This window comes from Qipengyuania sp. ABI-127-1, from assembly GCA_022953095.1.
In the GTDB taxonomy this organism is placed as follows: domain Bacteria; phylum Pseudomonadota; class Alphaproteobacteria; order Sphingomonadales; family Sphingomonadaceae; genus Qipengyuania.
This window is the reverse complement of record JALJCR010000001.1, coordinates 719152-732015: the sequence shown is the minus strand read 5'-3', so window position 1 is coordinate 732015 and position 12864 is coordinate 719152. Positions and strand designations below refer to the sequence as shown.

Here is a 12864-nt window from a genome sequence, read left to right as displayed (position 1 = left end):
AAGAATTTGGTTGGCTGTCGGCCCGAACGATTCGCACCAACAAAAAGGGCCGCTTGTTCAAGCGACCGCCTACAGGGCCGCGCGCCTAAGCGAAACCAGCCCCGAGGTCAAGTCCAACAACGCGTCAGGAAAAGGTGACGTTGGCATAGGCCAGCGTCGGGGCGGGCCGGGCAGGCTTGCGTTGCGCGGGGCGCTTGGCCTGTTGCACCCGTCCTGTCCAGCGGCGCATATCGCTGGCATCCAGCCATAGCGCCCGGCGGTGCGGCACCGAATTGGTGAATTCGTAAAAGGCGCGGGCCTGGTCGGAACTCATGCCCATTTCCCGGTAATAGTCGAGATATTGGCGATTCTCCGGCGCATCCATCGCAAAATCGTCCGCCTCGCGGCCGTGGACATCCATCCAGCTATGCACCGCGAATTCGGCACCGCGCGCAATATCGCGCTCGACACCGGCGAAGAACAGCTCGACCGCACCCGAACGGACCGAACCGATCGCCGGAACATGCGTGACCAGCCCGGCTTCGCGGATCATCCGGCCGACCTTGAGATTGGCACGATCATCGCGCGTACCCGGACATTCGACCATATCGAGCTGTTCGAGCCCGGGGAAGTCACGCATCATCGCCCGGAAAAAGCCCGGCGTGCTGGCATCGGTTTCGCCCACCAGCGCCACGCGGCGCGCGTCGATGACGCGGAACGGGCCATATTGCGCGAGCCCGCGATTGTAATTGCGCAAGCGGCGGTCGATGAAGGTCGGTGCCTTCCACGCTGGCAATGCACCCGGCTGGTATGTCTGCGGACGCATGGCGGCGAGGTTCTGCCGTTCCACACGCGGCTGCGCGATGGGGCGAACCTGTGCCGCCGGAGCGATTGCCTTGCCCTGATGGGTCGACTGGACCACCGGGCTCGATACATAGACGACCGGCAGGCTGACCAAGGCCAGCGATTGCGCGGATGCAGGCGCTGCAAAGAGTGTGGCGAGGGCGGATGCGAGAATTGCGGTTATTCGGAACATGGCAAATTTTTGCCGCTCGCCCGCTTTCCAGCTGCTCAAGAGGTATGGTTAACTCGTTGTTAACCATATTCCTTTGGACCGTGATGGACGTGATTAACCCTCGACAATCCGGGGGTTTCGCGTCATCGGTTACGTACGAACACGGTATGGGGGTTAACGCTGGTCGCTCTGGTCAAAACCGTGGCCTATCTGGGGCTGGAAGCGCGCGGCGTGGAGGTGCAGTGCTCGGTCGCGCCCGGCCTGCCCAAATTCAATATCGTCGGTCTGGCGGACAAGGCGGTGGGCGAAAGCAAGGAGCGCGTGCGCGCCGCGCTGGCCAGCATGGGCCTCGCGCTGCCGCCCAAGCGGATCACGATCAATCTCTCACCTGCCGATCTGCCCAAGGAAGGTTCGCATTACGACTTGCCGATCGCGCTGGCGCTGCTCGCGGCGATGGGCGTGACCGATGCCGAGCAATTGGGCGACTGGATCGCGGTGGGCGAACTGGCGCTCGATGCGCGGATCGTGCCCTCGCCCGGCGTGCTGCTCGCGGCGATCCATGCGAGCAAGGCGGAAGTCGGGCTGATCTGCCCCAAGGCACAGGGGAGCGAAGCGCGCTGGGCCAGCGAGGTGCCGGTCTGCGCCGCGCCCGATCTGGCCAGCCTGCTGAACCATCTCAAGGGCACGCAGCACCTGCCCGATCCGAAACCCGGCGTGGTCGAAAGCGAACCGGGCGGCGCCGATCTCAAACAGGTCAAAGGGCAGGAAACCGCGAAGCGCGCGCTCGAAATCGCGGCCGCGGGCGGGCACAATCTGTTGATGATCGGTCCGCCTGGCGCAGGCAAATCGCTGCTGGCGAGCTGTCTACCCGGCATCCTCCCGCCGCTTTCGCCTGCCGAGGCGCTGGAGGTTTCGATGGTGCAATCGGTTGCCGGGACGCTGGAGGAAGGCCGGATCAGCAGCACCCGCCCGTTTCGCGCGCCGCACCATTCGGCCAGCATGGCCGCGCTGACCGGCGGGGGGCTACGGGTGAAGCCCGGCGAAGTGAGTCTGGCGCATCTGGGCGTGCTGTTCCTCGACGAACTGCCCGAATTTCAGCGCGCGGTGCTCGATTCGCTGCGCCAGCCGCTTGAAACCGGCAAGGTCGATGTCGCGCGCGCCAATGCGCACGTCACCTTTCCCGCCGATGTTCAACTGATCGCCGCGATGAATCCGTGCCGGTGCGGCCATCTGGGCGATCCGGCGCTGGCATGCAGCCGCGCGCCCCGCTGCGCCGCCGATTATCAGGGCAAGGTTTCGGGGCCGATGCTCGACCGGATCGATTTGCATGTCGAAGTCGATCCGGTCAGCGCCGCCGACCTTGCCCTGCCCCCGCCCGCCGAGGGCAGCGATCAGGTCGCCGCGCGCGTCATGGCCGCCCGCCAGCGCCAGACCGCCCGCGCCGATACGACCGGCGCGCGCACCAATGCCGGACTGGACGGCGACGCGCTGGAAGAATTCGCCGGGCCGGACGAGGCCGGTCGTGCGCTGTTGATGCAGGCCGCCACCGCCATGCGGCTGTCGGCGCGCAGCTATACCCGCATGCTACGCGTCGCGCGGACGATCGCAGACCTGGCGGGGGCGGAAAGCGTGGGTCGGATTCATGTGGCCGAGGCGCTCAGCTACCGCAGGCAGCCGCCGCGGGCGTGAGGACGGGGCCTCTCGACCCCGCGCTGCGGTTGTGAGAGAGGCCAGCTCAGCCAGGCGCCGGAATACTGAGGCGCAACGTTTCGTCGCCCCTTTGCACCACGATCTGGGCCGCTTCGTTGGGATCGAAGCGATCGACGAGCCAGTTCACCGCGCCACAGTAACTTGCTTCGTCGCCGTATAGCATGGAGCGGTCATTCACCTCGATCACCTCGTCGCCCAGTTCCAGACCGGCACGGGCTGCCGGGGACCCGGCGAAGAGTCGCGCGACGATCGCGCGCCCTTCGATCATCGCGATCCCGTAATCCGCCACACGCCGTAGCGGGGCAGGTTCGGACCGTCGTTCGAACGTCACCTGTCCGCCCGGATAATCGAGCGTGACGATGTAGCTTTCGAGAAGCCCGGCGCCGAAGAGGGTTGGCGCGTTCGATCTCGTGATCGACGGCGCATCTGTCAGTCCGCCCGATTCGAACGACACGCGAGACGCATCGAACCGCGTGAGCTCTCCAACCTCGCTCAGACCGCCCGCCGACTCCCCCTCATAGCCGCGGCCATGGCTCAAGCTCCCCGAAGCGATCGCGTTGCGAACGTCGGGATGTTCGGTCGCTCTTTCGAACCATGCAATATTGGCTGCATTACCGGTATCGAACATAGCCTTGTCGGCGAAATTGCCGACGGAATAGTCGAGGATCGGAGCGTGCGGATAGCCCGCGTCATACAGTTTCGCGCGCACGGTATCGGCGGATTGCGTTGGCAGGTTTTCGGCGCTGGTGGCGATCGAAAGCCGTTTCGCCTGGGTATCGATCCGCCAGACGCTGCCATCGAAGATTTCCGAGCCGATGAGGCCATTGCCTACAAGGCAGCGCCCCATGCCTGCTTTCGAGAAATCGTGAATAAGGACGGGGACGCGCCGGAATGCAACACCGCCCAGCACCAGCCGGTCGACGATAGCGAACTCCATCGTGACCCGATTGCCGTGCGAATCGATCCCGGTGTTCTGTCCGATCACCTCAAGGTCGAGCGTATCCGCAAACTGCCTCGACAGGACGGTGGGCGATCCGGTGTCGAACAGGAATTCGCCCGCCCGGCCATCGACCTCGGCTTCGATATGCAGCTTCCCGCTGCGGATCGTCAGGGGCAGCTCGGTCAGGACGGCGGAGCGTTCGATCCCGATTGGCCGCAGGAGCACTTCGTTCAGCGACGGCTGGGCAGCTACCGGTGCACCAAGCAGGAGCGCGATCAGCGCGACGGAACGACCTGTCATACCACCTCCCCAAGATGGGGTGGCGGCTAGCGAGGCCCGAATGAAGCGCCGGTGAACGTCAGTCGGCCTCGCTCAGGTCGAGGTTCAGCTTGACCGTTTCATGTTCGCGGTCGCCTTCGAATTTCGACAGGAAATCTTCGATCGGCACCGCCTGGCTTCTGTCGACCAGCGGATTCGACTGCGCCATGTCGACGGCCTTCAGTTCGTCCGGCGTCATGCGGACATGGATATAGGGCATCCAGACCTCGCCGAATTCGGCCTGCTGGTACCACACGTCGAGCACGTCGTACGAGGCCCATTTCCCGTTGGGTTCACGAAGCCGGATGCCTTCCCCGATGCGCGGGACGGCCATCGCCTTGATGCGATGCACGTTCTGATGCGTTTCGTTCTGGACTTCGATTTCAATCACGGGATTTGGTCCGGCAATTCTGGTGGGATTCGCGAATGATCGTCAATTTGCCAACGACATGTTGAGATCGTTTTAACGATGACGTCACGCAGCCAATACCGCGCCGTGGCGAGGCCTAGCCGCGGATCATGGCCGGATCGGCATAGGGCGTGTTCTCCACCAGATGACGGGTATAGTCCGGCGCGCCGTCGGCCCACCAGACAGGGCCACGCTCGCCCAGCGCAATCTTGGCGCCATGGACCCGCGCGCGCGCCTCGCGCTCGGCATCCGCATCGCCCGCACGCCGTGCCGTCGCCACGGCCCGCCGCGCATCCATCAGACTGTCGACGAGACGCTTTCGCTCGGTTTCGGGAAGCGCCGGATTGCTGGCGCGCCACAAGCGGCCACGCACGATGATGTAGCGCCCGTCACGCGTGCGCCGGACCGCTTCCGTCAGGCGGCATCTCTGGATTTGCGAGCGGGGTCGATATGCACGACCTCGCTCGTTTTCAGCCCATCGGCGGGCTCGGCCCTGCTGCCATCGGCCCGAATACCGAGATTCGCGCGGTCGACGAGATGCAGATCGGACGGGCCGAGAATCCGCCCGTCATGGCTGAGGATGGAGGTCGGACCGATCGGCAGGCGGTCCCGTTCGTCGACGAGAACCGGGTTTTCGACCACTTCGGCGCCGTATTTCTGACCCCACTGCCGCAGCGCAACCATGGCGGGCAGCAGATCCAGCCCCTTATCGGTCAGCCGGTATTCGATCTTGCGCTTGTCGTCCGCGCAGGGATCGCGGCGCAGAATGCCGTGCTCGACCAGCTTCGCGAGACGATTCGACAGGATGTTGCGCGCAATCCCAAGCTCGCTGAGGAATTCCTCGAAGTGGTGGAGCCCATTGAAGCTGGCGCGCAGGATCATGAAGGACCATCGTTCCCCCATGACTTCGAGAGCCTGCGGCAGGCCGCATTCGGTCAGTTCACGGAGCGGTTCGCGGATGTCACCCATAAAGTCAGTCCTCTTCAGACAACCTATCTAGCGCAAAAACCGACTTTGCCAAATTTTTCGAAAAAATGGTTGCACTGCACAATAGACGATCATAGGTAGCGGTTAGCAACGGGTTGCTTTTTGAAACTCAATTGCAAGAACCTCAACCGCCCTTGAAAAAATTGCAACCAGGTAAGGACCCCCCATGACCTCCATGTCCCCCCGGAAGGCGAAATTCGGCGCCCTTGCCGCCGCCTTCGCCTACACTTCGCTGGCTCTGGGCGCCACTATCGCCCCTACCGCAGCCCAGGCGCGTTCGAGCGCACCTTTCTACACCGCCGAACTGGCCCAGCCGGTTGCCCAGCGCACCACCACTGTCGCCGCCGGCGTCGCGTGGAACTGCCAGGGCACGACCTGCGTCGCTCAGAAGGCCAATTCGCGTCCGCTTCGCGTCTGCCGCGAACTCCAGCGCGAACATGGCAAAATCGCTGCCTTCACGGCCCGAAACAAGGCACTCGATTCCGACAAGCTGGCGAAATGTAACGACTGAACCGTCTCCATCCCCGCCCCCTCCATAGGGTGGCCGACTTGAGGGTCCCGGCGAGCGATCGCCGGGGCCTTTTTATATCAGTCCACGCGCTGCCAGATCGCGTTCGAGCCTCGGCGCATCGAGGAAATGATGGACCTGCCAGCCGCACGCCGCGGCGGCTTCGACATTGGCGCGGTTGTCATCGATGAACAACATGTCCGTGCCTGGCAGACCGAAGCGCTCCTCCGCCAGGGCGAAGATCGCCGGGTCGGGCTTGGCAAGCTTCTCCTCACCCGACACCACGATATCGCGAAACCGGTCGAAGATCGGCGCGGTCGGACGGAAACCGGCCCAGAATTCCGCCCCGAAATTGGTGATCGCGAACAGCGGCACACCGCGCTTGTCGAGCTGTTCGACCAAAGCGAGGCTGCCCGGCACCGGCCCCGGAATGGATTCGTTGAACCGCGCGGCATAGGCCCGGATTTCCGTCTCGTACTCCGGATAGCGGGCGATCCGCTCGGGCACCATTTGGGCAAGCGGCGTGCCGCGATCGTGTTCGAAATGCCATTCCTCGGTCACGACCTCGTCCAGCACGGTGGCAAGCCGCGCCGGGTCGGCGACGATCTTTTCGAACAGGTGCGCAAGCTGCCATTGGTAGAGGACGCGCCCGACATCGAAGACGACAGCCTGGATGGTCATGGGGAGGGTGTCCTGAGTTATTGAGTCTTTGCCGTGTGCGGTCGGGACATCCGTCCCGACCTTTGCTGTGCCATCCCACAAGCCTTCGACGGATGTCGAAGGCGCACAAAACAGAAAAGCCCGCACCCCTCGTCGGGGCCGGGCCTTGTCTGCAAGACGTTTGCCACCCTCGCCGGGCGGCGCGCCGTTTAGCCCTGGCGGGCCTTGAAGCGGCGATTGGTCTTGTTGATGACATAGGTGCGCCCGCGGCGGCGAATGACGCGGCAATCGCGGTGGCGGCCCTTGAGCGACTTGAGGCTGTTACGGATCTTCATGATGTCTCTCGTCAAATAAATACGCGCCGGAAATGGTATTCCGACGCGCCGAAATCAAGCGCGCCGTTAAAGCGTGGCGGGGATTCGGTCAAGGCAAGAGTGAGTCTTTGTTGCATAGGGTCGGGATATCCGTCTTGCCCTTGCCGTTCGATTTCGCCCCCTCTCCCGATCGCCCACGGCGCGGAATCTTACACGTGGCCGGGAGCGGGATGGACCATCCGGGCCGCCGCGCGCGCAAGAGAAGGCGAGGTGGTACGCGGTACAGTGCCCGAACCGGCCAGGTTCGAACCCGCGCGGCTAACCGCGCCTCGCTATCATCGGGCCGAGGGGTTGCCCGCCGAAGATATGTACGTGCAGATGCGGCACTTCCTGCCCGCCATGCGCGCCGATATTGGCCATCATCCGATAGCCGGGCTCGACCAGCCCCTTATCGCGGGCCACCTTGCCCACCGCACGCACGAAGCCCGCAATTTCCGCATCGCTCGCCTTTTCGGCGAAATCGTCCCAACTGACATAGCGCCCCTTGGGCACCACCAGCGTATGAATTTCGGCCTGCGGATTGATATCCTCGAAGGCAAAGGCCCACTCGTCCTCATACACCTTGGTCGAGGGGATCTCGCCGCGCAGGATCTTGGCGAAGATGTTCTCGTCGTCATAGGGCTGAGTGGGATCGATCGGCATCATTGGCTCCTGCTGGCTTTCTCCGCAATTCCCGAAACCCCGTCGCGCCGGTCCAGTTCGGCCAGCACCGCGGCAAAGGGAATGTCGCGCGCATTCAGAGTGACGAGAAGATGGAACAGAATGTCGGCCGCCTCGCCGATCAGTTCCTCGCTGCTGCCCGACAGGGCCGCGACCGCAGCCTCTACCCCTTCCTCGCCCAGCTTGCGCGCGATCTGGGGCAGGCCCTTGGCATGAAGGCTCGCCACATAGCTTTGCGAAGGGTCGGCCTGGCGCCGCTGCGCTATGGTCTGTTCGAGGCGGGTAAGCGTATCCATGGCCTGCGCTATGCACGGCCCATGCGCGCAGCGTCAATCGGAGTTGCGGCCCATCAGGAAACGGCCGACCAGCACGCCCGCCATCCCGATGGCAAGGAGCGTCAGCGCGCTCGGTTCGACCAGGCGCGCGGCAATGCCGGCGGGGCCACCGAGATCCGCGAATTGCGCGGCCAGCGATATGAACTGGCTGGTCATGGCGTATTTATACCATTTGCTAAAAATTGCGCAGCGGCGCGCCGAGCCCGTGTCCCGCCTCGGGACAGGTCAGGCGGTCAGCCCCGGGCGGGCAGGCCTGCCGCCCGCAAAGCCGCATGGGCCTCGGCAATCGTGTGCTCGCCAAAGTGGAAGATCGACGCGGCGAGCACCGCGCTGGCGTGGCCGCGCGTTACCCCCTCGACGAGATGGTCGAGCGTGCCCACACCCCCGCTGGCGATGACCGGGACAGAAACCGCATCGGCGATGGCGCGCGTCAGTTCGACGTCGTAGCCCCGTTTCGTCCCGTCGCCGTCCATCGAAGTGACCAGCAATTCTCCCGCCCCCAGCTTGGCCAGCCGGATGGCATGTTCGACCGCATCGATCCCGGTCGGCTTGCGTCCGCCATGGGTGAAGATTTCCCACCCGCGCACCTCACCACTGGTCGAGGCGCGCGCATCGATGCTGGCGACGACGCACTGACTGCCGAATTTCTCGGCAATCTCGCAGACCAGTTCGGGGTTGCTGACGGCGGCGGAATTGATGGCGACCTTGTCCGCACCGGCCAGCAGCAGGGCGCGCGCATCCTCGGCACTGCGGACCCCGCCGCCCACTGTCAGCGGCATGAAGCATACCTTGGCAGTCCGCCGAACCATGTCGAGCAAGGTGCCGCGCCCTTCATGGCTGGCCGAAATGTCGAGGAAGCACAGTTCGTCCGCGCCCGCCGCGTCATAGGCCTGCGCCTGCTCGACCGGATCGCCGGCGTCCTTGAGGTCGACGAAATTGACCCCCTTGACCACGCGCCCGTCGGCCACGTCGAGACAGGGTATGACGCGGATGCGGACAGTCATGCGCGCTCTGCCACGCGCAGCGCCGCCGCCAGGTCGAGCCGCCCGTCATAAAGTGCCCGACCGGTAATCACACCTTCGATCCCCTCGCCCGCGAATTGCATCAGCGTGTCGATATCGACGAGATTCTTGACCCCGCCGCTGGCGATTACCGGAATCTCCACCTGCCGCGCCAGGCTCACGGTCGCGTCGATATTGACGCCCTTGAGCAGTCCGTCGCGACCGATGTCGGTAAACAGCAGGCTGGCAACGCCCGCATCCTCGAACCGCCGCGCCATGTCGACGATCGAGACGTCGGAAACCTCGGCCCAGCCATCGGTGGCGACCATGCCATCGCGCGCATCGACCGCGACCACGATCCGCCCGGCGTGATCACGCGCCATGGCCTTCACGAATTGCGGGTCCTTGAGCGCTGCGGTGCCGATCACGATGCGTTCGACCCCCGCTTCGAGCCAACCCTCGACATCGGCCGGAGTGCGGATTCCGCCGCCGAGCTGGACCTTGCCCGGAAAGGCGGCAACGATGCCCTCGACCGCTTCGCGGTTCTGCGCGCTGCCGGCAAAGGACCCGTCGAGATCGACCACATGGAGATGGCTCGCACCGGCCCGGGCGAACAGTTTCGCCTGCGCCGCAGGGTCGTCGCCATAAACGGTCGCGCGGTCCATATCGCCTTCCGCGAGGCGCACGACTTCGCCGTTTTTGAGATCGATGGCGGGAAAGACGATCATAGTTTTCGGTCCGGTCTGGGGAGCGGGCGCATGGTCACGGGGTCCACTCGAGGAAGCGGGAGAGCAGATCGAGCCCATAGGCCTGGCTCTTTTCGGGGTGAAACTGCACGCCAAGGAAATTGTCGCGCCCGACGGCAGCGACGAGGCCGCCGCCATGATCGGTCATGGCCAGCACATCCTCATGGTGGCGGACCTTGAAATGGTAGGAATGCAGGAAATAGGCTTCGCCTTCGGCCACCACTTCATGCCCATGGGCATGCGGCAAGGGCGCAACATCGTTCCAGCCCATATGCGGCACTTTGACGCTGGTGTCGGTCGGCTCGATCAGGCGCACCGTACCGTCGATCCAACCCAGGCCGGGCGTCTCGCCATGTTCGAGCCCGCGCGTGGCGAGCAATTGCATCCCCACGCAAATGCCCAGAAAGGGCGCCCCGCCGACAAAGACGCGTTCGTGCATCGCTTCGACCGCGCCCTTTTCGGCGTGCAGCCCTTCGGCGCAGGCCTTGAATGACCCGACACCGGGCAGCACGATCCGGTCCGCCGCGCGGATCACATCGGGATCGGCGGTGACAGTGACATGCGCCCCGACTTTGCGCAGGGCGTTTTCCACCGAATGAAGATTGCCGGCCCCGTAATCGACCAGCGCGATGACCTCAGCCATTCCTGCGTTCCGCACGCCCCTCCGGGCGCGCGACCTCCTCGCTCAGGCGATCGAAGATCGCGTCGCTGCGGGCGGCCGGGCGGCCTTGCGGCTGCCGCGCAGCCCATCCGGCACGATCAGCCACCGAGTTGACCTTTCGTACTCGGGATCGCCCCGCCCTTGCGCGGATCGACCTCGACCGCCGCGCGCATCGCGCGGGCGAACCCCTTGTAGATCGCTTCGCAGATATGGTGGTTGTTGACGCCGTAGAGCAGTTCGACATGCAGAGTCAGGCCGCAGGTCTGGGCAACCGAATGGAACCAGTGCTCGATCAGCTCGGTATCCCATTCACCCAGCTTTTCCTGGCTGAAGCCCGCGCGCCAGACGAGATAGGGCCGCCCCGAAATATCCAGCGCGACCCGCGCCAGCGTTTCATCCATCGGCGAATAGGCGCTGCCGTAGCGCGCGATCCCGCCCTTGTCGCCCAATGCGGCGGCCAGCGCCTGCCCCAGCGCCAGCGCGCTGTCTTCGGTGGTGTGATGCTGGTCGACATGCAGATCGCCCGTCACCTTCAGCGTCACGTCGATCAGCGAATGCTTGGCGAACTGTTCGACCATATGATCGAGAAAACCGATGCCCGTCGCGACATCGTATGTGCCCGTTCCGTCGAGATCGACCTCGACGAGAATTCTGGTTTCCGCGGTATTTCGTTCGATCCGGCCTGTACGCATGCCAGCCGCGCTAGAGGGGCGGGCGTCGCCGTGCAAGAAAATGCGCCTATCCACAGGGTAAAGACGCGCTTAAACCGCTTGACCCGGACCGCCTGCCGCTCCACCTACGCCTCATGAGCGACGACACGCCCGACAGCCTGATCCCCTATGATTCCATCGTCCAGGAAGCGCTGCGTGCCGTGGTCGGCCGGGTGCTCGGCGAGATCGAGCAGGGTGGCGGCGAACTGCCCGGCGCGCATCATTTCTACATAACTTTCAAGACCCACGCCCCGGGCGTCTCGATCCCGGCCAGCCTGCGCGAACGGTTCCCCGACGAGATGACCATCGTGCTGCAAAACAAGTTCTGGAACCTGAACGTGCGCGAAGATGGCTTCGCGGTCGGCCTGTCGTTCAACCAGATCCCTGCCGAACTCGACATTCCCTATGCCGCGATCACGCAGTTCGTCGATCCGGCGGTCGATTTCGGGCTGCAGTTCCAGGCCACGGTGGCGGATATGGGTCCCGCGCCCACCGAACATCCCGAAAACGATGGCACGGAACAGGGCGATGACGCAGCCGTTGAAGGATCGGAAGACGGCTCGAATGTCGTCACGGTCGATTTCGGCCGCAAGAAATAGGCGCCGGGCCTTCCCGGCATGGAACGGGGCAGGACATGGCTAAACTCGGCCTTACCGAAGAAGACAAACCCAATCACCTGACCGATGTGGTGGGCGACACGCTCGAACGGGCGACCGACAAACTGCCGGACCAGGACGAGCCCGTCCCCGGGCCGAGCCCCAACCCGGCCACCAATCTCATCATCCATGACATCATGCTGCGCAGCGCCGGCCGCCTGTCGCGCATGGCAGTCGAAAAAGCGGTGCTGGGCCGGCAATATGGCAAACAGTTCGCCAAGGACGCGGTCGAAAACCGCAGCCTGGTGCACACGCTTGCCGCCTATGGTGTGACCAAGGTAGCGACCAAATCGGTCCCCGGTGCGCTGATCGTCGGTACGGGGCTGGCGCTCAAGGTCTTGTTCGATCGCAGCCAGTCGCGGCGCAAATCGCGCCGCCAGGGCAATCGGACGCTGCGCCGTCAGGCCGATCCCGACGGCAAGATTTAAGGGGATACCGGGTGCGGGGGTTGATTAGTCCCTGCTCCATGCGCCAACAGCGCGCATGGCCGATTCCACCGTCTCGCACGACAAGCTCGCCCGCAGGGGCCTCATGTTCATCCTCTCTTCGCCCAGCGGAGCGGGAAAGACGACAATCTCGCGCATGCTGCTGGATGCCGATGACGAGATCAAGCTGTCGGTCAGCGTCACCACGCGTCCGCCCCGAACCGGCGAGATCGACGGCGTGCATTACTATTTCGTCGACGATGCCGAATTCGACGAAATGGTCGCGGAAGACGACTTCTACGAATGGGCGTATGTGTTCGGCCACCGTTACGGCACGCCCAAAGGCAGGATCCGCAACGCACTGAAAGAAGGGCAGGATTTCCTTTTCGACATCGATTGGCAGGGCACGCAGCAACTGTTCCAGAAAGACCAGCAGGACGTAGTGCGTGTGTTTATCCTCCCGCCCAGCATCGCCGAACTGGAGCGTCGGCTGCGGAGCCGCGGAACCGACAGCGACGCGGTGATTGCCGCGCGGATGGAGCGCGCGCGGGCGGAAATCAGCCATTGGGATGCCTATGATTACGTCGTCATCAACGAAGACGTCGAGGCTTGCTTCGATCAGGTCCGCGAGATCCTCGATGCGGAGCGCATGAAGCGCCAGCGGCAGACGGGGCTCATCCCTTTCGTCCGCGAGCTGATGGCTTGAAACCGATCATGATCCGGCGCGCAAAACCGCAACCGGAACGCGAAATGTCAATCGTTGCGCGGCA

Annotated in this window: 20 protein-coding genes; 5 read left to right on the top strand and 15 right to left on the bottom strand. The window is 64.1% G+C overall.

From position 1 onward, the window contains the following. Positions 1-124: 124 nt before the first annotated feature. A complete protein-coding gene (locus MUY37_RS03495) occupies positions 125-1015 on the bottom strand; it encodes an alpha/beta hydrolase (RefSeq protein WP_499194022.1) in 891 nt (296 codons plus the stop codon). Between the two features lie 159 nt (positions 1016-1174). Here MUY37_RS03495 and MUY37_RS03490 point away from each other — a divergent pair, with 159 nt between their 5' ends. Continuing rightward, positions 1175-2683, top strand: coding sequence for a YifB family Mg chelatase-like AAA ATPase (locus tag MUY37_RS03490; protein WP_499195106.1), 1509 nt, complete (start codon positions 1175-1177; stop codon positions 2681-2683). A 46-nt stretch (positions 2684-2729) separates the two neighbouring features. Here MUY37_RS03490 and MUY37_RS03485 read toward each other — a convergent pair whose 3' ends face one another. From MUY37_RS03485 to MUY37_RS03470, 4 genes are all read right to left on the bottom strand, one after another. Then, positions 2730-3944: an aspartyl protease family protein gene (locus tag MUY37_RS03485; RefSeq protein WP_499194021.1), complete on the bottom strand. Its 1215-nt coding sequence runs from the start codon at positions 3942-3944 to the stop codon at positions 2730-2732. A gap of 58 nt (positions 3945-4002) precedes the next feature. After that, positions 4003-4353 carry a hypothetical protein gene (locus tag MUY37_RS03480; RefSeq protein WP_499194020.1) on the bottom strand — a complete coding sequence of 117 codons (351 nt, stop codon included), beginning with the start codon at positions 4351-4353 and terminating at the stop codon, positions 4003-4005. Positions 4354-4468: 115 nt separating this feature from the next. Further along, entirely contained in the window at positions 4469-4744 is a 276-nt protein-coding gene (locus tag MUY37_RS03475) for a hypothetical protein (protein WP_499194019.1), read from the bottom strand. Positions 4745-4785: 41 nt separating this feature from the next. Next, positions 4786-5340, bottom strand: coding sequence for a winged helix-turn-helix transcriptional regulator (locus MUY37_RS03470; protein ID WP_499194018.1), 555 nt, complete (start codon positions 5338-5340; stop codon positions 4786-4788). A 184-nt stretch (positions 5341-5524) separates the two neighbouring features. On the opposite strand from MUY37_RS03470, the gene MUY37_RS03465 reads away from it, so the two are divergent. Then, entirely contained in the window at positions 5525-5869 is a 345-nt protein-coding gene (locus MUY37_RS03465; protein WP_499194017.1) for a DUF8200 family protein, read from the top strand. A 72-nt stretch (positions 5870-5941) separates the two neighbouring features. Here MUY37_RS03465 and MUY37_RS03460 read toward each other — a convergent pair whose 3' ends face one another. The 10 genes from MUY37_RS03460 to hisB all read right to left on the bottom strand — a co-directional run bounded on the left by MUY37_RS03460 (position 5942) and on the right by hisB (position 10995). Further along, positions 5942-6547 carry an HAD family hydrolase gene (locus MUY37_RS03460; RefSeq protein WP_499194016.1) on the bottom strand — a complete coding sequence of 202 codons (606 nt, stop codon included), beginning with the start codon at positions 6545-6547 and terminating at the stop codon, positions 5942-5944. A 188-nt stretch (positions 6548-6735) separates the two neighbouring features. After that, entirely contained in the window at positions 6736-6861 is a 126-nt protein-coding gene (gene ykgO / locus MUY37_RS03455) for a type B 50S ribosomal protein L36 (protein ID WP_050599643.1), read from the bottom strand. Positions 6862-7158: 297 nt separating this feature from the next. Next, positions 7159-7542 carry a histidine triad nucleotide-binding protein gene (locus MUY37_RS03450; RefSeq protein WP_499195105.1) on the bottom strand — a complete coding sequence of 128 codons (384 nt, stop codon included), beginning with the start codon at positions 7540-7542 and terminating at the stop codon, positions 7159-7161. Beyond that, a complete protein-coding gene (locus tag MUY37_RS03445) occupies positions 7542-7856 on the bottom strand; it encodes a phosphoribosyl-ATP diphosphatase (RefSeq protein ID WP_499194015.1) in 315 nt (104 codons plus the stop codon). The genes MUY37_RS03450 and MUY37_RS03445 overlap by 1 nt, the downstream gene beginning before the upstream one ends. 33 nt (positions 7857-7889) lie before the next feature. After that, positions 7890-8051 carry a hypothetical protein gene (locus tag MUY37_RS03440; protein WP_499194014.1) on the bottom strand — a complete coding sequence of 54 codons (162 nt, stop codon included), beginning with the start codon at positions 8049-8051 and terminating at the stop codon, positions 7890-7892. Positions 8052-8128: 77 nt separating this feature from the next. Beyond that, on the bottom strand, positions 8129-8899 hold the full coding sequence (gene hisF / locus MUY37_RS03435; protein ID WP_499194013.1) for an imidazole glycerol phosphate synthase subunit HisF: 771 nt from the start codon (positions 8897-8899) through the stop codon (positions 8129-8131). Continuing rightward, positions 8896-9624, bottom strand: coding sequence for a 1-(5-phosphoribosyl)-5-[(5-phosphoribosylamino)methylideneamino]imidazole-4-carboxamide isomerase (hisA, locus tag MUY37_RS03430; RefSeq protein ID WP_499194012.1), 729 nt, complete (start codon positions 9622-9624; stop codon positions 8896-8898). Before hisA ends, hisF begins: the two co-directional genes overlap by 4 nt. Before the next feature lie 34 nt (positions 9625-9658). Beyond that, positions 9659-10285, bottom strand: coding sequence for an imidazole glycerol phosphate synthase subunit HisH (hisH, locus tag MUY37_RS03425; protein ID WP_499194011.1), 627 nt, complete (start codon positions 10283-10285; stop codon positions 9659-9661). After that, complete coding sequence (locus tag MUY37_RS03420; RefSeq protein ID WP_499194010.1) at positions 10278-10409, bottom strand: hypothetical protein; 132 nt, start codon at positions 10407-10409, stop codon at positions 10278-10280. The genes hisH and MUY37_RS03420 overlap by 8 nt, the downstream gene beginning before the upstream one ends. Further along, on the bottom strand, positions 10402-10995 hold the full coding sequence (gene hisB / locus MUY37_RS03415; protein WP_499194009.1) for an imidazoleglycerol-phosphate dehydratase HisB: 594 nt from the start codon (positions 10993-10995) through the stop codon (positions 10402-10404). Before hisB ends, MUY37_RS03420 begins: the two co-directional genes overlap by 8 nt. Before the next feature lie 113 nt (positions 10996-11108). Here hisB and MUY37_RS03410 point away from each other — a divergent pair, with 113 nt between their 5' ends. Genes MUY37_RS03410 through gmk form a run of 3 tightly spaced genes read left to right on the top strand, consistent with a single transcriptional unit; the run spans position 11109 to position 12800 of the window. Beyond that, the gene (locus MUY37_RS03410; RefSeq protein ID WP_499194008.1) at positions 11109-11612 is read left to right on the top strand and encodes an SspB family protein; all 504 of its coding nucleotides are present in this window, start codon (positions 11109-11111) and stop codon (positions 11610-11612) included. A gap of 35 nt (positions 11613-11647) precedes the next feature. Beyond that, positions 11648-12097: a hypothetical protein gene (locus tag MUY37_RS03405; RefSeq protein WP_499194007.1), complete on the top strand. Its 450-nt coding sequence runs from the start codon at positions 11648-11650 to the stop codon at positions 12095-12097. 55 nt (positions 12098-12152) lie between these two features. Next, positions 12153-12800 carry a guanylate kinase gene (gene gmk, locus MUY37_RS03400; RefSeq protein ID WP_499194006.1) on the top strand — a complete coding sequence of 216 codons (648 nt, stop codon included), beginning with the start codon at positions 12153-12155 and terminating at the stop codon, positions 12798-12800. The last annotated feature ends 64 nt before the right edge of the window (positions 12801-12864 follow it).

Bases quoted from the DNA above. Each gene is read 5' to 3' on its own strand.
- MUY37_RS03460 (WP_499194016.1), bottom strand. From the start codon at position 6,547: ATGACCATCCAGGCTGTCGTCTTCGATGTCGGGCGCGTCCTCTACCAA.
- MUY37_RS03440 (WP_499194014.1), bottom strand. From the start codon at position 8,051: ATGACCAGCCAGTTCATATCGCTGGCCGCGCAATTCGCGGATCTCGGT.
- MUY37_RS03470 (WP_499194018.1), bottom strand. From the start codon at position 5,340: ATGGGTGACATCCGCGAACCGCTCCGTGAACTGACCGAATGCGGCCTG.
- MUY37_RS03465 (WP_499194017.1), top strand. From the start codon at position 5,525: ATGACCTCCATGTCCCCCCGGAAGGCGAAATTCGGCGCCCTTGCCGCC.
- gmk (WP_499194006.1), top strand. From the start codon at position 12,153: ATGGCCGATTCCACCGTCTCGCACGACAAGCTCGCCCGCAGGGGCCTC.
- MUY37_RS03445 (WP_499194015.1), bottom strand. From the start codon at position 7,856: ATGGATACGCTTACCCGCCTCGAACAGACCATAGCGCAGCGGCGCCAG.
- MUY37_RS03450 (WP_499195105.1), bottom strand. From the start codon at position 7,542: ATGCCGATCGATCCCACTCAGCCCTATGACGACGAGAACATCTTCGCC.
- hisF (WP_499194013.1), bottom strand. From the start codon at position 8,899: ATGACTGTCCGCATCCGCGTCATACCCTGTCTCGACGTGGCCGACGGG.
- MUY37_RS03405 (WP_499194007.1), top strand. From the start codon at position 11,648: ATGGCTAAACTCGGCCTTACCGAAGAAGACAAACCCAATCACCTGACC.
- MUY37_RS03495 (WP_499194022.1), bottom strand. From the start codon at position 1,015: ATGTTCCGAATAACCGCAATTCTCGCATCCGCCCTCGCCACACTCTTT.
- MUY37_RS03485 (WP_499194021.1), bottom strand. From the start codon at position 3,944: ATGACAGGTCGTTCCGTCGCGCTGATCGCGCTCCTGCTTGGTGCACCG.
- ykgO (WP_050599643.1), bottom strand. From the start codon at position 6,861: ATGAAGATCCGTAACAGCCTCAAGTCGCTCAAGGGCCGCCACCGCGAT.
- hisB (WP_499194009.1), bottom strand. From the start codon at position 10,995: ATGCGTACAGGCCGGATCGAACGAAATACCGCGGAAACCAGAATTCTC.
- hisA (WP_499194012.1), bottom strand. From the start codon at position 9,624: ATGATCGTCTTTCCCGCCATCGATCTCAAAAACGGCGAAGTCGTGCGC.
- MUY37_RS03410 (WP_499194008.1), top strand. From the start codon at position 11,109: ATGAGCGACGACACGCCCGACAGCCTGATCCCCTATGATTCCATCGTC.
- hisH (WP_499194011.1), bottom strand. From the start codon at position 10,285: ATGGCTGAGGTCATCGCGCTGGTCGATTACGGGGCCGGCAATCTTCAT.